Genomic DNA, 20,122 nt, shown 5'->3' on the forward strand with positions numbered 1-20,122 from the left:
GCTCGGCGTTAAGCCGCTTCGCTCTGCTGCGACGAGGGCAGTTCGAAAGCCCCCTCGCGCGAAAGCCGGATTGTCGCCAGCGCGATGTTCTTGCGCGCCGTCATGATATCGGCAAGCTGAATGCCTTCCGAGCCCTGTCCGAGCTCGGACTCGATCATGCGCCGCGACCGTGCGCCGATCGCCGACAGCACCGATTCCGTCAATGCGGGCGCCGCACCGCGCAGCGCCAGCGTGATCAGTTCGGTCGACAGCCCGTCGAACAGGAGTACCCTCGCCTTCTGCGTCAAAAGCGGCAGATCGTCGAAGGCAAACAACCTGGAGCGGACACCGCCGAGGTCCGGCGTGCCGGCCTCTTCCAGATCCTGCATGACCTCTTCCAACTGAGGCTTGTCCATCTCGTTGAGCATACTGGCGACGCGCGCCTGTCCCGCCGAGATGTCCTTGGTCGCTGTCTGCGCCAGCACGCTGGCGCGCAGCTGGTTCTCGATGATCCTGGTCGCCGCGTCCGGAATGGTCGCCATCGTCACCATGCGCTTGATGATCTGGCTGCGCATCGGCTTTTCCATCGTCAGCAGAATGTTGGCGGCGGCCTGCGGCGCAAGCTTCGACAGCACCATGGCCGCGGTCTGGGGATGCTCGGCGGCAAGGAACGTGCCCAGACGCGTCGGCTCGAGCTTTTCCAGCTCCGGCCAGATCGGCGGTGGTCCTTCCGGCGCAACCTCGAAGCGCTTGTCGCCCATGATGGCGCTCATCTCTTCGGGCGACAGCGATTCATTGAGGATCGTGTCCATCCGGTCGGCGGAATCGAGCAGGCCCGCACCTTCGGTGAACTCGGCCTCGAATTCGGCAACGATGCGTTCGAGGTCGCTTTGCGGGATGGTGCGCAGCAGCCGCGCCCCTTCGATCAGTGCCTTCAGTTCTTCTTGCTTGAAGAATTTCAGCAGTCGGCTGGCCGAAGGCTTGCCCATCGCCACCAGGATGGCGGCGGCCTTTTGCGGGCGCGTGAGCGTCACCGGCGTCGTCATGGCATAAGCTCCGATCGCTGCTGAGACCGCATGTCGTCTAATCCTCAGGCGCTCCTGGCGGCAGCGATGATTTCGGTCAGCCTGATGCCAAAGCGCGACGGATCGCTTTCCAGCACGGTGATCTCGCCGCGCGCGATCTTGCGGCCGTTGACCACGACATCGACCGGTTCGCCGATGCGCCGGTTGAGCGCCACCGTCGAGCCCTTCTGCAGCGCCATCAGGTCCGACACCGGCATTTCCGTACTGCCGAGGATGATCTGCACATCGACCGGGATGCTCATGATGATGTTCGAATTGGCGCCGGACGTGGCAGCCCGCAAGGCGGCGTCGGGGCGCTTTTCCTCCTCCTGGAGGACGCCGCGCAATTCCTCGATGGCGCGGTCGAGCTGCTCGTCCGGCTGGTCGATATTGGCTTCCACCTTGGTCTTGGCCATAAGTCGTCTCCAAATGCTTGAGCTTGCCCGGCGTCAGCCCGGCATGAGCCCATCGATAAAATCCTGACCGGCATCGTAAGGATGCCTGATCCGGACGGTGTAGTTCTGCCCGAGTTTGCCGAACTCGCAGACAAACAGCGTCTTGTCGCGCGCGCTCAGCTTGGCGTGCGACTGCGCGGTTTCCTCGAACTCGATGATCTGGCCTGGCTCGAAACCGGCGAGATCGCCGAGCGTCAGGCGGGCCAGCGGCATGGTCGCTTCGAGCGTCACCGTCGAGCGCATCACTTCTTCGGAAAAACGTGCCCGCCAGTCGGAGGTCGTGCCTTCGCTGTCGTGGACATCGGCGATACCGCGTGTGGCAAGCAGAATGCGCTGCGGGATCATCACCGTGACCGTTCCGCTGTCGGTAGGCGTCGAGANGGCGTCGAGATGCCGAAGACGATGCGCACCGCCGCGCCATCGCGCAGCACGCGACGCTTGGCTTCGCTGCCCGAAAGCGCCCGCGGCACCGGCAGCCGCAGCTCGAGCGAGCGCCGGCCTGATCCGTTCAACGCCTGCGCAACTTCCTGGAAGACCGTGGTCGCAACATCGGTCTCGATCTGCGACAGAGCGCGCTCGATCGGCGAAACCGGCTGATCCGGATCGCCGCCGAACAGCGCGCACACCATCACGGCGATGGCCGGCGCATCTGCCACCAGCGTCATCGCATCCGAAGACGTCGGCGATGCTATGATGGCCATGGCAAAGGCATCGCCGGCATTCGTGCGGGCATCGGGAACACGGCTGATCTCGACCGCGCGCAGGTCGACGGTGACCGGTGCGCCGAGTTCGCCGGCCAGGCTCTTCTGCAGCAGCGGCAGTGCGCGCTCCCCCATCGAGCGCCCGGTGCCGATGACGTGAGCGGCCTCACCGCTGTCACCGACCAGACGCTCGATGATCAGCGAGCGGGCTTGCGAGGGGCTGCCAGGACTTGTCATGACGGCGTGCGGTCCTGTCTGTCGTCATGCATGGCTCAAGCCGCTTTCTTCTCGGCGGAAGCTGTGTTCATCGTGCTTTGCTCGACGGCATCGATCGTCGGCCGCTCATAGGACGAGATGGTCTTGCGGCCGAACTCGATCGCCACCTGCGGCAGAGCGCCGTTCATGTAGGCAAGCAGCGTCTGCTTGACGATGATATAGAGGCGGTTCTTCTTCTCGCGCACCGTCTTGATCTTGGTGGCGACCGGCCCGACCACTGCATAGGACAGGAAGATGCCGAGGAAGGTTCCGACAAGGGCGGCGCCGATCAGGCCGCCGAGGATTTCGGGCGACTGGTCGAGCGCGCCCATCGCCTTGACCACGCCGAGCACGGCGGCGACGATGCCGAGCGCAGGCAGACCGTCGCCCACCGCCACCAGCGCATGGTAGGCCTTCATCTTGTCGGACTTGATGGTCTGGATTTCCTCGTCCATCAGCGCCTCGATCTCATGCGAGCGGGCATTGCCGATGATGATGATGCGGCAGTAGTCGCAGATGAAATTCGTCAGGTCGTGGTTCTTCAGCACGGTCGGGAACGCCTGGAAGATCGCCGACTCCTCCGGATTGTCGATGTGCGCCTCGACCTCGCTGCGCGACTTCGAGCGCAGTTCGCGCATCAGGCTGTGCAGCACGCCCAGCGTCTCCAGATAGTCGCGTTCTTTCGGTACCGCCTGCTTGAACGCTTCGAGGATACCCCTGCCGGTGTCCTTGACCGTCTTCATCGGGTTGGCGACGAGAAAGGTGCCAAGTGCGGCGCCACAGATGACCACCGCTTCCCAAGGCTGCATCAGCACATGCAGATGGCCGCCCATCGCCATGAAGCCGCCGAGAACACAGCCGAGCGTCACCACAAGTCCGATCAGAATGCCCACGCCAGATCCTTCCGCATCACGTCAGGCCTAACCGATAGCCCCCGTGCCTTGTGTGAGGCTTGAATCATGCAAGGTGAGGCGATTCAGCCTCGCGCAAGCAAGTCCGCATACTCTTGCTTTTGAAGCTGCGACCGGAGGCATGTCGTGTTGAGCACTTTTACCAGCTACCAGCTCATCGCCAGGGACATCCCCAAGGCGATCGACCGCATCGAGGCGGAGCCGATCACCAAGCGCGACACCGACTACTATCTCGCCAACATCGGCAGCGTGAAATCGATAGACGATTTCGTAAAGAACGACCGGCTGTTCAAATATGCCATGAAGGCATTCGGTCTCGGCGACATGGCTTACGCCAAGGCCTTCATGGTCAAAGCCCTGAAGGAAGGGGTGTCGGATTCCGACAGCTTCGCCAACAAACTGAGCGACAAGCGTTATGCCGAGTTCGTGTCGGCCTTCAATTTCGCCGCCCTGGGCCCTAATGCCACGAGCTACAATTCGGCGCAGCAGGGCGTGACCAACAATTACGGCCTCCAGGTCTCGGTCGGCCCTTCGCAGAACGGCTTCACCTACTACAAGGGCGAAACCTCGTACTACCTGAGCAACATTTCCAACGTAAAATCGATCGACGACCTGATGGGCAACGATCGCCTGCTCACCTATGCGATGGCCGCGTTCGGCCTGGACGCCGACGCCGAGCCGGCTGTGACCGTGCGGGCCATGCTGGAAGGCGGCGTCACCGACCCGAACAGCCCCGCAAACACGTCGACAAACAAGGGCTATGCGGCTTTCGTCGCGGCTTTCGACTTTGCCCAATATGGCGACCAGGCTACGGCGGGCGACGCCGTCCAGCAGGCGGTCCCAAAAGCTGTGATCGGCGGAACCGGGCTGCTGCTCGTCAAGCCGACCGCGCAATACATCAAGGGCGAGGCCGACTACTACGCAGCCAACATCTCCAAGGTGAAGTCCATCGAAGACCTGCTGAAGGACAAGCGCCTGCTGACCTTCGCCATGGCTGCCTATGGGCTTGATGCATCGACCCAGACGACGAAGCAGATCCGCACCATGCTTACCGGCGGCGTTGCCGATCCGTTGAGCCCCGCCAATTTGTTGACCGACAAGAGCTACGCCAACTTCGTCAGCGCCTTTGATTTTGCCCAGTATGGCGATCAGACGACCACGCGCGACGCGGTGCTGAAGACCACGCCGAAGCTCTACACGACCGAGTCCAGTCTTGGCCTCATCAAGCCGAATGCGGACGCTGTCCAGGCCGAGACCAGTTACTACCTCGCCAACATCATCAAGGTGAAATCGGTCGACGATCTGATGGCCGACAGCCGCCTCTACAACTATGCGCTGTCCGCCAGCGGGCTCGATCCGGCGACGACCAACAAGGATCTCGTCCGTGATGTCCTTGAGGGCGGTGTCCGCGATCCCGCCAGTGTCGCCAACAAGCTCTCCAACAAGGCCTATGCCAGGCTCGCCACCTCGTTGAATTTCGAGGCCTACGGCGAAGCGGCAACGACCCGCAGCCCGTCGCAGCAGCCGGTGGTCGACAAATACATGCGCCAGACCCTGGAAGAAGACGCCGGCAAGACCAATGAGGGCGTGCGGTTGGCGCTCTATTTCGAGCGCAAGGCCTCGACCATCACCAACTGGTACGACGTGCTGGCCGACACGGCCCTGGCCAGCGTGGTACGCACCGCCATCGGCCTGCCCGATTCCTTCGCTGCCGCAGATATCGACAAGCAGGCGCAGGCCTTCGACGCAAAGCTCGACCTCACCGATTTCACCGACCCGGCCAAGCTCGAGAAATTCCTCACCCGCTTCACCAGCCTTTGGGAAATCAATCATCCGACCTCGACCGCCCAGACATCGATCGGTGTGCTGTTTGCGCAGCCGACCACCGTCGGCATCTCGACCGATCTGATGATGGCCATGCAGAAACTGAGATTCTGAGAACACCATGCAGGACAGCCTTTACGTCGCCCTTTCCTCGCAGATCGCGCTTGAGCGCCGTCTCGACACCATCGCCGATAATGTCGCCAACGCCTCGACCATCGGCTTTCGCGCCACCGGCGTGAAGTTCGAGGATGTCGTCTCCGGCAGCGGCCCCAAATCGGTGTCCTTCGCCTCCTCCGGCAAGACCTATTTGTCCGGCGCGCATGGCGCGATGACGCAGACCGGCAACCCGTTCGACTTCGCCGTCCAGGGCGATGCCTGGTTCGGCATCGACACCCCGGCCGGCACCGTGATGACGCGCGACGGACGCTTTTCGATGAACGAGAACGGCGAGTTGATGTCGCTCGAAGGCCATCCGGTGCTCGACGCCGGCGGTGCGCCGATCCAGCTCGACCCGCGCGACGGCCCACCCAAGGCGGGCGCCGACGGCTCGCTGCGCCAGGGCGACAAGCTCGTCGGCGCCATCGGCCTGTTCAATTTCGATCCCGGCCCGAATTTCGTCCGCTACGGCAATTCTGGCATCGTGCCCGCGCGTGCGCCGGAGCCGGTCACCGACCGTTCCGATCTCGGCGTCGCGCAGGGCTATGTCGAGGAATCCAACGTCAATCCGGTGCTGGAGATGACGCGCCTGATCATGGTCCAGCGCGCCTTCGAGAACACGGCGGCGCTGATGCGCCAGACCGATGCCTCGACCGACGACGCCATCAAGACGCTCGGCTCCAAGTCGTAGCAGCATGTCGAGCAGCAAATCATCGATACGCGCGCTTGAACGGCAACCGGAGACAGCACCGGAAAACCGGCTGGCTGCGCTGGAGCGGATCTGGCGCCGCTTCGATGACACCGAGACGTTGCTGCGGCGCGGCGGCCGTGTTTCGGAGGTTTCGCCAACGCATTACAAGGTGCGCGGCCTGTCTGAAGTCGCCAGGCTTGGCGACCTCGTCGAACAGCGCGGCAATGCCGGCACGCGCCGCGGCGAGATCGTCAGGATCGGCCGCGACGAAGTCGTCATCGCCCCTTTCGAACGCAGCGCCGACGCCGGCATCGGCGACGCCGTGTTTCGCCGCGGCCCGCTGACGGTAACGCCGCATGCTTCGTGGCGTGGGCGCGCCATCGACGCGCTGACCCGCGTCATCGACGGCGGCCCGCCGCTGATCAGGATCGGCGAGGCTGCGAGCGGCGACGGCACAACGCCCGGCGCCATGGCGCGGCAGCGCGTCGGCACCGCCTTCACGACCGGGGTCAAGGTCATCGACATCTTCACGCCGCTCTGCCTCGGCCAGCGCCTCGGCGTCTTTGCCGGTTCCGGCGTCGGCAAGTCGACGCTGCTCGCCATGCTGGCCGGCGCCGACGCCTTCGACACCGTGGTCGTGGCGCTGATCGGCGAGCGCGGCCGCGAGGTACGCGAATTCCTCGAAGACACGATCGGCGCAGAGAGCATGGCCAAGACGGTCGCCGTCGTCGCTACCAGCGACGAGAGCGCCATGATGCGCCGGCGCGCGCCGGATACCGCCATGCGCGTTGCCGAACATTTTCGCGACCAGGGCCATCGCGTGCTGCTGGTGCTGGATTCGATTACCCGCTTTGCCCATGCGCTGCGCGAGGTAGCGACCGGCACCGGCGAGCCGCCGGTCGCCCGCGGCTATCCCGCTTCGGTTTTCACCGACCTGCCCAAGCTGCTCGAACGCGCTGGCCCGGGCGCTGAAGGCCCCGGTATCAAAGGACAGGGATCAATCACTGCCATCATCTCGGTGCTGGTCGACGGCGACGACCACAACGACCCGGTCGCCGATTCGGTACGCGGCATTCTCGACGGCCATGTCGTGCTCGACCGCGCCATTGCCGAACAGGGCCGCTACCCCCCGGTCAATCCGCTGTCGTCGATCTCGCGCCTCGCCGACAAGGCATGGAGCCCCGAGCAACGCATGCTGGTGACCAGGCTGAAGTCGATGATCTCGCGCTTCGAGGACACGCGCGACATCCGCCTGCTCGGCGCCTATCAGGGCGGCGCCGATGCCGAGCTCGATATTGCCGTGCGCCAGGTGCCGCTGATCTACGAGGCGCTGACGCAGTCGCCCAGGGATCGCGCCTCGAGCGACGCATTCTCCGACCTCGCCCGTCATCTGAAAGGCAAGCAAAGTGTCGATGCAGGAGACTGAGCTTCAGTACACCGAGCGGCTTTTGCGCGAGATGATCGCAGAGGCCAGTGCCGCCGAGGAAGCCCGGGCCAACGAAGCGAGAGCTGTCAGGGCAAAGGCCGATCTCGACAAGGCCGCCAAGGCTGAGGCCATTCTGGCCAGGGCCGCCAGGCCATTCTTGCCCAGGGTAGCCAGCGTAGTCGAGTCCACTGTGCCTCGCTTGGCCGAGCCTGCCTTGCCCAGCGTCGTCAAGCCTGAATTGCCAAGGACCCCTCGCGCCGGCCCCAAAGAAGCGATCGAGACCAGTCGTGACTCGCTTCTCGACGGGCTGTTCCCGGTCACCGAATGGCCGCAGCCGCCAAGGCCGCAATATCCCAGGCTCGACAAGAAATCCGACCGCCGCAGCGATATCGTCTTTGCCGCGCTCGGCATCACGCTTGGCCTGATCTGCGCGCTGTTTCCCTGGTATATCTTCTTCAATCAGGACCAGTTCGGCGTGCAGGCGATCAAGTTCGGCGGCAGCGGCACCAATGCAGGGCGGGTCAGCGGCGGCTCGCAGATGGAGAACAGCGGTCAGCCGCTGACGGCAAACGATGTTCCCGATGTCGACCTGTTCGCCACCGGCACGCTGCAGGACCCCGAGGACAAGACCCAGCCTCCCGGCGTCGACGAGCAGCCCTTCCCGGCGGGCGCCAAATTTCGCATGGTTCATGTCGCCAATGGCCGCGCCATGATCGAGGACGATGCCGGCCTGTGGATCGTCCAGCGCGGCTCGAAGCTGCCCGATACCAGCGTCGTCTCGTCGATCGAGCAACGGGGCGGCAAGTGGGTCATGGTCACCAGCACCGACCAGGTGATCGAACTCTCCAAATAGCGGCACACCGGATTTACCCCCGAGCCGCGCAAGGTCCGCGCAAGACTGGCAGCCTAGTCTTGTACGTACCAGCCCGGAGATCCCCATGGAGCCCGTCAATCTTTTCGATCTCGCCGCCAAGCAGTCGCAATGGCTGTCGGTGCGCCAGTCGGCCATTGCCGGCAACATCGCCAACGTCAACACGCCGGGCTACACCGCCGGCGATGTCGAGCCGTTTGAGAAGGTGCTCGACCGCACGGCAGTGTCGCTGACCGCCACCCAGGCAGGCCACCTCGGCACTGCCGCCACTAATGCCGGCTTCACGGTCAAGCCAGAAGAGACGACCGGCGCCATCATGCCCTCGAAGAACACGGTCGTGGTCGAGAACGAACTGATGAAGGCCGGCGAGGTCCGCCGCTCGTTTGAACTCAACACCGCGATCGTCAAGGCCTTCCATTCGATGATGATGATGGCGGTGAAGAGCTGACCATGGACGCCTTGACCTCAGCCCTCAAGATCGCCGCGTCCGGCCTCAGCGCCCAGTCGGACCGCTTGCGCGTCGTCTCGGAAAATCTCGCCAACGCGCAGTCGACCGGCAACACCCCGGGCGCTGACCCCTATCGCCGCAAGACCATCAGTTTCGTCTCGGAACTCGACCGTGCCTCCGGTGGCACGACAGTTGAGGTCAACTCCATCGACCGCGACCCCAGCGACTTTCCCGTCGAATTCCAGCCCGGCAACGAGGCCGCCGACGACAAGGGCTACGTCAAGATGCCCAATGTCAACGTGCTGGTCGAGATGGCCGACATGAGCGAGGCCAACCGCTCCTACGAAGCCAACCTTCAGGTCATCAAGCAGGCGCGTGATCTGATCTCCATGACCATCGACCTGATGAGGAACCAGTAATGATCAGCGGCATTGGCGGTATCGGATCGCTTCCCCTCAAGCCGGAGATCGGTGGCGCCGATACCACGACCGACCTGTTCCAGGGCACCAGGGCGCCGATGGCCGGCAGCGAAATCGGCGCCACCTTCGCCGAAGCGCTGAGCCAGGCTGCTTCAAAGACCGTCAACACCTTGCACAACGCCGAGCAGGTCTCGATCCAGGCGCTCAAGGGCGACGCCGATACCCGTCAGGTCGTCGACGCCGTCATGAGCGCCCAGCAGGCCCTGCAGACCACGATCGCCATCCGCGACAAGGTCGTCTCCGCCTATCTCGAAATCAGCCGTATGGGCATCTGAGGAGACTTGCCGTGAAAGCACTCGCCATCGCAGCGACCGGCATGAATGCCCAGCAGACCAATCTGGAAGTGATCGCCAACAACATCGCCAACATCAACACCACCGGCTACAAGCGCGCGCGCGCCGAATTCTCCGACCTGCTCTACCAGGTCGACCGCACGCAGGGCGTGCCCAACCGCTCCAATTCATCGCTGGTGCCGGAAGGCGTGTCGATTGGCCTTGGCGTCAAGACGACGGCGGTGCGCAACGTCCATACCCAGGGCGAACTGACCTCGACCGGCAACAGTTTCGACATGGCGCTGACCGGCCGAGGCTGGTTCCAGATCGAGGGCGCCGACGGCGGCACGCTCTACAGCCGCGCCGGCGCCTTCAACACCAACGCCACCGGCCAGCTGGTGACCGTCGACGGCGCCAATGTCATCCCGGCCATCACCGTGCCGACCGATGCCATCGAAGTCGTGGTCAACAAGACCGGCCAGGTCTTTGCCCGCATCGACGGCCAGACCGACCTCCAGCTGCTCGGCCAGCTGCAGCTCGCCAACTTCGCCAATGAAGCCGGCCTGGCGCCGCTCGGCGATAATCTGTTCCAGGAGACGCCGGCCTCGGGCCCGGCCAATGTCGGCGTGCCCGGCGATCCCGGCTTCGCCTCGGTCGAGCAGGGTTATCTCGAGGCCTCCAACGTCGATCCTGTCAAGGAAATCACCGAGCTGATCTCGGCGCAGCGCGCCTATGAGATGAACTCCAAGGTCATCCAGGCCGCCGACGACATGGCCTCCGTCGTGTCCAAGAACATCAGGTAAGGTTTGATGCTCTCTCCGGCCTCCCGCTCCGCGCTTTGCCGCACCGCGCTGATGCTCGCGCTGGTGGCCGGCGGTGTGCCGGCGTTTGCCCAGGAGAGCGCAGACCAGCAGACCAGCACCCACGTCGCGAGCAGTCAGGCAACCGGCGAGATCGTTCTGATCCCCAACCGGGTCATTTATCCCGGCGAGATGATCGACACCGGCGTGCTGAAACCGGTGACGCTGCTCCCCGGCAAGCACAGGCCGGATGCGGTCGCCACGCGGGCCATGGAACTCCAGGGCAAGGTCGCCAAGCGCACGCTGCTGCCCGGCCGCTACATCCCGGCCGCCGCCATCCGCGACGCCTGGCTGGTCGAACAGGGCGCCGCCGTGCAGGTCTATTTCATCGCCGGCGACCTCACCATTTCGGCTACGGCGGTGTCGCTGCAGCCGGGTGCCGCCGGCGATTTGATCAAGGTCCGCAACACAGACAGCGGCAAGATCTTTTCCGGCACGGTGATGGCGGACGGCACCGTCCGGGTCAGCGCGTCATGAGACGCGGAGCTGCCCTTCTGCTCGCGACCGTTGTCGGCCTGCAGCCGGCGCTGGCCGACGGTCTTACGCCGAAGCAAAAGCGCGATCTTGCCGGCCAGAATGGCGGCGCCTTTGTCGATCCCGAATATGATCCGGCCACCACCAACCGCATGTTCAGGGTCTCCAACGGCCCAAGCTCTCTGCCACCCGGCCAGGTCGCATCGCGCATCAAGGACATTGCGCAGCTGCAGGCTTCGCGCGACAACCAGCTCGTCGGCTACGGCCTCGTCATCGGCCTCGCCGGATCGGGCGACAGCCTGCGCAATTCGCCCTTCACCGAACAGTCGATCCGCGCCATGCTCGAAAATCTCGGCATCGCCACCGAAGGCGGCAGCGCGCGGGCCAAGAACGTCGCCGCCGTCATCGTAACCGCCAACATGCCGCCTTACGTGCAGTCGGGCGCCCGCATCGACATCGACGTCTCCTCGATGGGCGACGCCACATCGCTTGCCGGCGGCACGCTGATAATGACGCCACTGAAGGCGGCCGATGGCGAAATCTATGCTGTCGGGCAAGGCTCGGTCATCGTTTCCGGCTTCACTGCCCAGGGCGATGCCGAAAAGCTGACGCAGGGCGTGCCGACGGCCGGCCGCGTGCCCAACGGCGCCATCGTCGAGCGCACGGTGCGCGCCGAATTCGAGGACCAGGCGCTGCTCACCTTGCAATTGCGCAACCCCGATTTCTCCACTGCCGTTCGCATCGCCGACGCCATCAACGGCTACACCTCGCAACGCTTCGGCATGCGCGTGGCGGCGGAGCGCGATGCACGTACCGTGCAGATCAGGCGGCCGAAGAATGTTTCGGCGGCGCGCTTCTACGCCGAGATCGAGAATTTGGTGGTCGAGACCGACACGCCGGCACGCGTCGTCATCGACGAACGCACCGGCACCATCGTCATCGGCAACGAGGTCAAGATCTCGCGGGTGGCGATCAGCCACGGCACGCTCACCGTGCGCATCACCGAACAGCCGAAGATCGTCCAGCCGGAACCGTTCTCCAAGGGCGTGACAGCGGAGGAACCCTTCACCACCATCGATGCCACGCGGCCTGACGCCCGCGTCAATGTGCTCGACGGACCGAACCTCGAAACGCTGGTGTCGGGCCTCAACCGTCTCGGCGTCAAGCCGGACGGCATCATTGCCATTTTGCAAGGCATCAAGTCGGCCGGCGCTTTGCAGGCCGATCTGGTTCTCCAATAGGCCATGCCGATGATCGATTTCTTTTCCCAAAAGCAGCACCGCCGAAGCGCGGCCTTGGCAGCTTGCGTCATCGCCGCCACTGTCCTTGCCGGCGGCACTGTCCGCGCGGAAGAAGCGGTGCGGCAGGTTCTGCCTGGCGGGCAACAGCCGGCGGCAATGCAGCAGCTGGTCCGCGAGAAGGTGCCCGATGAAAGCGAGATCCAGCGCTTCTGCTCCAACATCGCCGACGCCGCCCGCGACCGCCGTTACGCGCTGCAGGCCGAAGAGTTGAAGCAGTTGCAGGCTGGCATCGACCAGCGCATGAAGGCGCTGGACGACAAGCGCGCCGAATACGAGCAATGGCTGAAGCGGCGTGAAGTTTTCCTGGCCCGCGCCGAGGATGGCGTCGTCAAGATCTATGCCGGCATGAAACCGGATGCCGCGGCCGAGCGCCTGGCCATGGTCAACACTGATCTCGCCGCCGCCATCCTGATGAAACTCGATTCGCGCAAGGCCGGCGTCATTCTCAACGAAATGGACCAGAAGGCGGCAGCCACGCTCACCGGCATTATGGCCAGCGCGGCGCGAAGGGTAGACCCGTCATGAAGTCGCATATACTCGCCCTGGTCGCCACCGCTTCACTTGCCGGCTGCGCCTCCGACCCCAGGGAGATCGGCAGGGAGCCGGCGCTGTCGCCGGTTGGCGCCGGCATTACCGGCAGCGTCAATGCGCCCTACTCCTATCCCGAAACGCCACCCGCGCCAGTGAAGAAATTCTCGCTGTGGGATGATCGCCAGAGCCGGTTGTTCACCGACCCACGCGCGCTGCGCGATGGCGACATCCTCACCGTCAGGATCAAGCTCAACGACAAGGCCAACTTCAAGAACCAGAACGACCGCAGCCGCACCGCCGGGCGCAAGCTCGGCTATGACGTCAACCTCGGATGGGAAGGTGCCACCACCAGCGGCAAGGGCGACGCGGGGCTGAGCTCCACCACCGAAACCAATGCGGACGGCGAAATCAAGCGCTCGGAGAACCTCGAGCTCAACGTCGCCGCCGTCGTCACCGAAGTCCTGCCCAACGGCAATCTGATGATCCGGGGCTCACAGGAGGTGCGCGTCAATTACGAGCTCAGGGTGCTGACCATCGCCGGCATGGTGCGTCCATCCGATATCGGCGCTGAAAACACCATCTCTTATGAACGCATCGCCGAGGCGCGCATCTCCTATGGCGGCCGCGGCCGCGTCAGCGAAATCCAGCAGCCCGCTTACGGTCAGCAGATCCTCGACCAAGTCCTCCCCTTTTAGGACTGGAGAACGGCGCCGTGGCAAATGTCGAACAGGTTCAGCAAAAAAAGGGCCCGTCGCTTGTCATCCAGCTTGCGATGCTGCTGGCGATGACGGGCGCCGCGATCGGCATGGGCTGGATGTCCGGCGGCTATCTGAAGGGCGTCGGGGGACCGGTGCCGGTGCCCGCCGCGCCCGAGAACCAGTCCAACGCCGAGCAACCGAGCAAGGCGGCCGAACATGCGCCCGGCACCGGGCCGACGCTTGTCCAGCTGGCGCCGATCACCACCAATCTGGCTTCGCCTGCCGACACCTGGATAAGGCTGGAAGCGTCGGTGGTCTACGATGCGCCGCAGCCGCCGGAACTTACCGAAAGCATTCACCAGGACCTGCTTGCCATGGTCCGCACCCTGAAGATGCATCAGATCGAAGGCGCCAGCGGCTACCAGCATTTGAAAGCCGACCTCGAGGAGCGCGCCGCAATCCGCAGCGGTGGCCATGCCAAACAGGTTCTGATCAGGACATTGCTGCTCGAATGAGAAAACTCGTCCTCGCCGCCGCGATCGTCGTCGCCGCCACCTCTGTCGCCGCCGCCCAGCAGCTCGATCTCGACGGCATCGGCAAGGCCGACGGCNCGGCGCCACCGTCGGCTATATCATCCAGATGTTCGGTCTGATCACCGTGCTGTCGGTGGCGCCGGGCCTGTTGATCATGGTGACGAGCTTCACCCGCTTCGTCATCGCCTTCTCGATCCTGCGCGCCGGCATCGGCCTGCAGTCGACGCCGGCCAATCTGATCCTGATCTCGCTGTCGCTGTTCATGACCTTCTACGTCATGGCGCCGACCTTCGACCAGGCCTGGAACACCGGCGTCAAGCCGCTGATGGACAACCAGATCAGCCAGACCGAGGCGTTCGAAAAGATTTCGGACCCGTTCCGCACCTTCATGCTGCACAATGTCCGCGACAAGGACTTCGACCTGTTCGCCGATCTCGCCCGCGAACGCGGCCAGGTCGTTGCCAGGGACACCGTCGACCTGCGCATCCTGGTGCCGGCCTTCATGATCTCCGAAATCCGCCGCGGCTTCGAGATCGGCTTCCTGATCGTGCTGCCGTTCCTCGTCATCGACCTGATCGTCGCCACCATCACCATGGCCATGGGCATGATGATGCTGCCGCCGACCGTCGTTTCGCTGCCCTTCAAGATCCTGTTCTTCGTCCTCATCGACGGCTGGAACCTGCTTGTCGGCAGCCTGGTGCGCTCCTTCACCTGACCGTCCGCGCGCCGTTGGCGCCTTGCTAAAGTTTTATGCAATATATTTCCGGTTAACCGTCCCGTTTAGCCCTTTGGTAGGGACTTGCCCGCATATTGCTCGCAGATGGCGGGTGATCGGGTCTCACGATCATTGGCATGATGCCGCTCCGTCATACCGGAAAAGCCGGTATGTCAAAAACACCCTGTAAAAATCAAGGTACGAGTAGCCATGTCCAGTATCATGACGAACGCCTCGGCGCTGACCGCGCTGCAGAGCCTGAACAACACCAACAAATCCCTCGAGCAGACGCAGGCCCGCATCTCGACCGGCTACCGCGTTGCCACCGCTTCCGACAACGCCGCTTACTGGTCGATCGCGACCTCGATGAAGTCCGACAACAAGGCCAACTCGGCCGTGCAGGACGCCCTCGGCCTCGGCGCCGGCAAGGTTGACACCGCCTACACCGCCATCAACGACGTCAAGGACCAGGTCGACCTGATCAAGACCAAGCTGGTCACTGCCCGTAGCGCCTCGAAGGAAGACCAGCAGAAGATCGCGACCGAAATCAACGCCATCCAGGCGCAGATCAAGTCCTCGGTCGCCAACGCCAACTTCGCCGGCTCGAACCTGCTGCAGAACGACGCTGCCGCTGCGTCCGACCTGAAGATCGTTGCGGCTTACAACCGTACCGGCGCGACCGTCACCATCGACACCATCGACGTCAAGGCAGCCGATACGCAGGTTCTCGATGTCGCAGGCACGGGCGGCATCGTCGGCGGCCTGCTCGCCGCTGCCTTCTTCGACCCGAGCACCACGGCGGTTACCCCCGCCGCCATCGACACCGCGCTCGGCACTGTTGAAACCGCGCTTGCCAAGCTGTCCACCGGCGCTGCCTCGCTCGGCGCCGCCAAGTCGCGCATTGACACCCAGAAGAGCTTCCTGTCGAACCTGTCGGACTCGATCGACAAGGGCGTCGGCGCGCTGGTCGACGCCGACATGAACAAGGAATCGACGCGGCTGCAGGCCCTGCAGGTCCAGCAGCAGCTCGGCATCCAGGCGCTGTCGATCGCCAACGGCAACTCGCAGTCGATCCTGTCGCTCTTCCGCGGCTGATCTCTCGACATTACGACTGACACCATCCGTCGGGCCGCGCCAACAGCGCGGCCCGATTTCTTTTGCGGCTGTTGATTGTCTTGCTGAATGGCTGCCGATTTTTGCTCTTGGCCAGCGCCCTGAATGGCTTGGTTTAACAGGCCGTTAACCATATCCCGGTAGTCATGGTTAACCATTCCATGGCGGGCAGACCATACGGTCGATGGGCTTATGCCTACCCCCTTGATGAAGTTGATCCGGCGTGTTCGGGACACGCCAGTGTTTGAAAAGGGGTAAATATCTTGGCTAGCATCATGACGAACGCTTCGGCTCTGACCGCGCTGCAGAGCCTGAACAACACCAACAAGCAGCTTGAAACCACCCAGTCACGCATTTCGACCGGCTACCGCGTCGCCACCGCCAGCGACAACGCCGCCTACTGGTCGATCGCCACCACGATGAAGTCCGACAACAAGGCGCTTTCGGCCGTTCAGGACGCGCTTGGCCTCGGCGCCGGCAAGGTCGATACCGCCTACACCGCCATCACCGACATCAAGGACCAGGTCGACCTGATCAAGGCCAAGCTGGTCACTGCACGCAGCGCCAGCAAGGACGACCAGCAGAAGATCGCGACCGAAATCAAGGCCATCCAGGACCAGATCAAGTCGTCGGTCACCAACGCCTCCTATGCCGGCTCGAACCTGCTGCAGAACGACGCTGCTGCGACCTCCGACCTGAAGATCGTCGCGTCCTATAACCGCACCGGCACGACCGTCGCCATCGACACCATCGACGTCAAGGCGGCCGACACGCAGGTTCTCGATCTTCCTGGCACTGGCGGCATCGTCGGCGCTCTGCTGGCGACGACCTTCTTCGATCCCAGCACCACCCAGGTCCTCCCTGCGGCCATCGACACCGCACTCGGCGCCGTTGAAACGGCGCTTGCCAAGCTGTCCACGGGTGCCGCCTATCTCGGCGCCGCCAAGTCGCGCATCGACACCCAGAAGAGCTTCCTGTCGAACCTCTCGGACTCCATCGACAAGGGCGTCGGCGCGCTGGTCGACGCCGACATGAACAAGGAATCCACGCGGCTGCAGGCCCTCCAGGTCCAGCAGCAGCTCGGCATCCAGTCGCTGTCGATCGCCAACGGCAACTCGCAGTCGATCCTGGCGCTGTTCAAGCAGTAAGCCTGACCCGGCTTTCTCTTCCTTGAATAGGCCGCGCCAACAGCGCGGCCCTTTCCTGTATGGGTGTGTTTTGACGCATGTCGTTGACCCGGAACCGCTGCACACTTCCGGGCGACATGCTCTATCATCTTCGCACAAGCTTCGCGGTCTAGTGTTCCCACGGAATATCATGCTGGGAGCGCTTGAATCGTGCCGCAACAGATCCAGAGCATCATCTCGAATCTCAGGGCATTTGGCGTCAGGCGCCTTGCCATGCTGGCCGGCATTGCCGCATTGGTGATGGCCGTCATCGGCATCGGCTCGGTCTATCTCAACCGCCCGGCCTATGAGACGCTCTATGTCGGGCTCGATCGCTCCGACGTGAACCAGATCGGCCTGGTGCTCGGCGAGGCCGGCATCGGCTTCGACGTCGGCTCCGACGGCACCTCCGTGCTGGTGCCGGCCGGCACCACCGCGCAGGCGCGCATGCTGCTCGCCGAAAAGGGCCTGCCGACCAGCGCCAATGCCGGCTACGAACTGTTCGACAATGTCGGCTCGCTCGGGCTGACCTCCTTCATGCAGCAGATCACCCGCGTGCGCGCGCTGGAAGGCGAGATCGCCCGCACCATCCAGTCGATATCCGGCATCAAGGCCGCCCGCGTTCACATCGTCATGTCCGAGCGCGCCAATTTCCGCCGCGACGAACAGCAACCCTCCGCCTCGGTGGTCATCCGCTATTCCGGCATCGACGCCGAAAAGAGCGCCATGTCGATCCGCCATCTCGTCGCCGCCGCCGTGCCGGGCCTGTCGGCCGACAAGGTTACCGTGCTCGATTCCAACGGCAACCTTCTCGCCGCCGGCGACGATCCCTCCAACACAAGTGCTGCCCGCACGCTCGGCGTCGAGCAGACCGTCGAGGCGCAGATCGGCGACAACATCCGCCGCGCGCTGACGCCTTATCTCGGCCCCGACAATTTCCGCGCCAGCGTCAAAGCCGACGTCAATACCGACACCCGCCAGACCGAAGAGACAATCTTCGATCCGGAGTCGCGCGTGGAGCGTTCCGTGCAGTCGGTGCGCGCCAACGAAAACAGCAATCAGAGGCAGGCCTCGACCCCGGCCACCGTCGAGCAGAACCTGCCCGAGACCCAGGCGACCAGCACCGATGGTCCGCAGACGTCATCGGCGAACGACCGCAAGGAGGAGATCACCAATTACGAGATCAACTCCAAGAAGATCGCCACAGTCTCGAACGGCTATTCCGTTACCAAGATGTCGATCGCCGTCGTCGTCAATCAGCAGCGGCTGATGACCATCCTCGGCAAGGACGCAACGCCCGAGCAGATCGCCAAGCGCGTTGCCGACATCCAGAAGATGGTGGCCTCGGCCACCGGCTTCGACGACAAGCGCGGCGATATCATCGATGTCTCGGCGGTCGAGTTCATCGACGGGCTGGACGGCGAGCCGGTCGAACAGCCGGGCATAGTGGCGTCGATCGGAACCCATGCCGGTACGATGATCAACGCCGGCGCGTTCATCGTCGTGGTGTTCCTGGTCGCCTTCTTCGGCCTGAGGCCAATGGCCACCGCGCTGAGCGCGCGGCCGACGCCGGCACTTGCCGGTCCGAGCTTCGACGACGTCCAGCGTTCGCTGCCGACACCCGAAGCCGCCGGCGCCGAACCGGCGCCGGCTGCCTTGCCCGGCAGCCGCCCAGGCGCGACTCCACTCGACGATCTTCGTCAGAAGATCAGGCCGGCGCCGCAGGAGCGGCTTGCCCGCATGGTCGACATCAATGAGGAGCGCACCGCGCAGATCCTGCGCAAATGGGCGGCCCAGGAAGCAGCGGTATAGACCATGGCCTCGGCAGCGCTTTTCGACCTTTTGCCGGATTTCGGCGCACGCAGCCAGCGTGCCGGCCAGCCCTCGCTCGCGGCCATGGCCGAGCCAAGGCCGGAGACGTCGGCGCCGCAGGCCGACATCGGCGCGCTGATCGCCGAAGCGGTCATCGATGCCGAAGCCGCCCTTGAAGCCCGCCTTGCCATCGCCCACCAGGCAGCGCTCGAGGCGCAGAGACAGGCCAACGCCGATGAAGCAAAGGCCTTTCTGGAAAGTTTCGGCGGCGATCTCGGCGCGGTCGTCACTGCCCGTATCGAGATCATGGAGGCGAAGGTCAGCGACCTCGTCGGCGCCACCATTGCGCGCATCATTGGCGGCCTTGTCAGCGACGATCTGCAGAAGCGTTCGCTGGAAGCCCTTGCCGGCACGATCCGCGAAGCCGTCGGCGACAGCGAGGCGGTGCGCATCGCCGTGCGCGGACCGCTGTCATTGTTCGAGGCACTGAAGGCTTCGCTCGGCCCACGCGCGGCCAATCTCGATTTCATCGAGGCGCCCGGCTTCGACCTTACCGTCGCCATTGACGAGGCGGTGTTCGAAACCCGCATTGCCGAATGGTCGGCCGCCTTGTCGGAGGCCCTATCATGAGCGAGGGCCCTATTATGAACGAGTGGACGTCATGAGCGTTGTCGAGGCCGCAGACGCCAGGCACGAGATCATCATCGTGCGGCGCAATCACGACGACCACGACGACGCCCACCACGGCGGCGTCTGGAAGATTGCCTTTGCCGATTTCATGACCGCCATGATGTGCTTCTTCCTCGTCATGTGGCTGATCAACGCCGCCAACGAGCAGACCAAGGCGGCCGTTGCCAGCTACTTCAATCCGGTCAAGCTGGTCGATCGCAACGCCAGCCGCAAGGGCCTCGAAGACCTCGGCGATGGCCCGAGCAAGGTCGGGCTGACGGCGGACGACCCGCGGGACAAGACCAGCAAGGCCGGACAGGACGGCGTCGGCGGCGCCGGTACTTCCGACAAGAAGCAATCGAAGGAATCGGCGCCGAAGACCGATCTTTCCGACGAGCATCTGTTTGCCGATCCCTATGCGGTGCTGTCGGAAATCGCCACCGACACCGGCGTCATGCAAAATGTCAGCGAGAAGGGCGATGGCGGCGCGCAGGCGTCCGGCCCAGCTACCGGCGCATCCAGCGGCCAATCCTACCGCGACCCGTTCGCGCCGGATTTCTGGTCGCAGCAGGTGGCTGCACCAGGCGCCGAAGCCACCGCCGAACGCACCAAGATCGAAGGCGATCCGCTGAAGCCGGGTGACAAGGCGGCACAGACGCAAGTGGCGGAGGTGAAGGCCGTGCCGGCCGCGCCGCCAGCGGCCGCGGCGCCGCCAGTG

Annotated in this window: 22 protein-coding genes and 1 pseudogene; 19 read left to right on the forward strand and 4 right to left on the reverse strand. The window is 64.0% G+C overall.

The annotated features are described in order from the left end of the window. Positions 1–8: 8 nt before the first annotated feature. From X728_RS153540 to motA, 4 genes are all read right to left on the reverse strand, one after another. A complete protein-coding gene (locus tag X728_RS153540) occupies positions 9–1,025 on the reverse strand; it encodes a flagellar motor switch protein FliG (RefSeq protein ID WP_023831535.1) in 1,017 nt (338 codons plus the stop codon). 44 nt (positions 1,026–1,069) lie between these two features. Beyond that, positions 1,070–1,459: a flagellar motor switch protein FliN gene (gene fliN / locus X728_RS153535; RefSeq protein WP_023831536.1), complete on the reverse strand. Its 390-nt coding sequence runs from the start codon at positions 1,457–1,459 to the stop codon at positions 1,070–1,072. A gap of 33 nt (positions 1,460–1,492) precedes the next feature. Continuing rightward, positions 1,493–1,843: a FliM/FliN family flagellar motor switch protein gene (locus tag X728_RS1000000171555; protein ID WP_245266137.1), complete on the reverse strand. Its 351-nt coding sequence runs from the start codon at positions 1,841–1,843 to the stop codon at positions 1,493–1,495. Positions 1,844–2,471: 628 nt separating this feature from the next. Then, entirely contained in the window at positions 2,472–3,347 is an 876-nt protein-coding gene (gene motA, locus X728_RS153530) for a flagellar motor stator protein MotA (protein WP_023671751.1), read from the reverse strand. A gap of 144 nt (positions 3,348–3,491) precedes the next feature. Here motA and X728_RS153525 point away from each other — a divergent pair, with 144 nt between their 5' ends. The 19 genes and pseudogenes from X728_RS153525 to X728_RS153440 form a co-directional block, all read left to right on the forward strand. Next, positions 3,492–5,303, forward strand: a complete 1,812-nt coding sequence (locus X728_RS153525) for a DUF1217 domain-containing protein (protein WP_023831537.1) — start codon at positions 3,492–3,494, stop codon at positions 5,301–5,303. A gap of 7 nt (positions 5,304–5,310) precedes the next feature. Then, positions 5,311–6,036, forward strand: coding sequence for a flagellar basal-body rod protein FlgF (gene flgF, locus X728_RS153520; protein WP_023671749.1), 726 nt, complete (start codon positions 5,311–5,313; stop codon positions 6,034–6,036). Positions 6,037–6,040: 4 nt separating this feature from the next. Then, complete coding sequence (fliI, locus tag X728_RS153515; protein ID WP_023710976.1) at positions 6,041–7,462, forward strand: flagellar protein export ATPase FliI; 1,422 nt, start codon at positions 6,041–6,043, stop codon at positions 7,460–7,462. Then, on the forward strand, positions 7,449–8,315 hold the full coding sequence (locus tag X728_RS153510; protein ID WP_031195436.1) for a hypothetical protein: 867 nt from the start codon (positions 7,449–7,451) through the stop codon (positions 8,313–8,315). Before fliI ends, X728_RS153510 begins: the two co-directional genes overlap by 14 nt. Positions 8,316–8,400: 85 nt before the next feature. Further along, positions 8,401–8,781 carry a flagellar basal body rod protein FlgB gene (flgB, locus tag X728_RS153505; protein ID WP_023683310.1) on the forward strand — a complete coding sequence of 127 codons (381 nt, stop codon included), beginning with the start codon at positions 8,401–8,403 and terminating at the stop codon, positions 8,779–8,781. Positions 8,782–8,783: 2 nt separating this feature from the next. Beyond that, complete coding sequence (gene flgC, locus X728_RS153500) at positions 8,784–9,200, forward strand: flagellar basal body rod protein FlgC (RefSeq protein WP_023686341.1); 417 nt, start codon at positions 8,784–8,786, stop codon at positions 9,198–9,200. Continuing rightward, complete coding sequence (locus tag X728_RS153495) at positions 9,200–9,535, forward strand: flagellar hook-basal body complex protein FliE (RefSeq protein ID WP_023686342.1); 336 nt, start codon at positions 9,200–9,202, stop codon at positions 9,533–9,535. The genes flgC and X728_RS153495 overlap by 1 nt, the downstream gene beginning before the upstream one ends. A gap of 11 nt (positions 9,536–9,546) precedes the next feature. Then, positions 9,547–10,335 (forward strand): flagellar basal-body rod protein FlgG, encoded by a 789-nt coding sequence (gene flgG / locus X728_RS153490; protein WP_023686343.1) that lies wholly within the window; start codon positions 9,547–9,549, stop codon positions 10,333–10,335. Positions 10,336–10,341: 6 nt separating this feature from the next. Beyond that, positions 10,342–10,869, forward strand: coding sequence for a flagellar basal body P-ring formation chaperone FlgA (gene flgA / locus X728_RS153485; protein WP_023831539.1), 528 nt, complete (start codon positions 10,342–10,344; stop codon positions 10,867–10,869). Further along, entirely contained in the window at positions 10,866–12,107 is a 1,242-nt protein-coding gene (locus tag X728_RS153480; RefSeq protein ID WP_023683306.1) for a flagellar basal body P-ring protein FlgI, read from the forward strand. Before flgA ends, X728_RS153480 begins: the two co-directional genes overlap by 4 nt. Positions 12,108–12,110: 3 nt before the next feature. Continuing rightward, on the forward strand, positions 12,111–12,692 hold the full coding sequence (locus X728_RS153475) for a MotE family protein (protein ID WP_031195437.1): 582 nt from the start codon (positions 12,111–12,113) through the stop codon (positions 12,690–12,692). Next, positions 12,689–13,393: a flagellar basal body L-ring protein FlgH gene (gene flgH / locus X728_RS153470; protein ID WP_023686346.1), complete on the forward strand. Its 705-nt coding sequence runs from the start codon at positions 12,689–12,691 to the stop codon at positions 13,391–13,393. Before X728_RS153475 ends, flgH begins: the two co-directional genes overlap by 4 nt. Before the next feature lie 17 nt (positions 13,394–13,410). Continuing rightward, the gene (locus X728_RS153465) at positions 13,411–13,911 is read left to right on the forward strand and encodes a flagellar basal body-associated FliL family protein (protein WP_023686347.1); all 501 of its coding nucleotides are present in this window, start codon (positions 13,411–13,413) and stop codon (positions 13,909–13,911) included. Continuing rightward, positions 13,908–14,644, forward strand: a pseudogene (fliP, locus tag X728_RS01000000166725) (flagellar type III secretion system pore protein FliP). The gene X728_RS153465 and the pseudogene fliP overlap by 4 nt, the downstream one beginning before the upstream one ends. A gap of 210 nt (positions 14,645–14,854) precedes the next feature. Further along, the gene (locus tag X728_RS153460) at positions 14,855–15,739 is read left to right on the forward strand and encodes a flagellin (RefSeq protein WP_023683303.1); all 885 of its coding nucleotides are present in this window, start codon (positions 14,855–14,857) and stop codon (positions 15,737–15,739) included. A 281-nt stretch (positions 15,740–16,020) separates the two neighbouring features. Continuing rightward, complete coding sequence (locus X728_RS153455) at positions 16,021–16,905, forward strand: flagellin (RefSeq protein WP_023683302.1); 885 nt, start codon at positions 16,021–16,023, stop codon at positions 16,903–16,905. Between the two features lie 189 nt (positions 16,906–17,094). Further along, a complete protein-coding gene (fliF, locus tag X728_RS153450; RefSeq protein ID WP_023831540.1) occupies positions 17,095–18,735 on the forward strand; it encodes a flagellar basal-body MS-ring/collar protein FliF in 1,641 nt (546 codons plus the stop codon). A 3-nt stretch (positions 18,736–18,738) separates the two neighbouring features. Continuing rightward, entirely contained in the window at positions 18,739–19,365 is a 627-nt protein-coding gene (locus X728_RS153445; protein ID WP_023683300.1) for a hypothetical protein, read from the forward strand. A gap of 31 nt (positions 19,366–19,396) precedes the next feature. Next, positions 19,397–20,122: flagellar motor protein MotB (locus tag X728_RS153440; RefSeq protein WP_023831541.1), on the forward strand; the 726-nt coding region annotated here is incomplete at its 3' end.

Origin of the sequence: Mesorhizobium sp. L103C119B0 (genome assembly GCF_000502235.1) — a bacterium.
GTDB lineage: Bacteria > Pseudomonadota > Alphaproteobacteria > Rhizobiales > Rhizobiaceae > Mesorhizobium.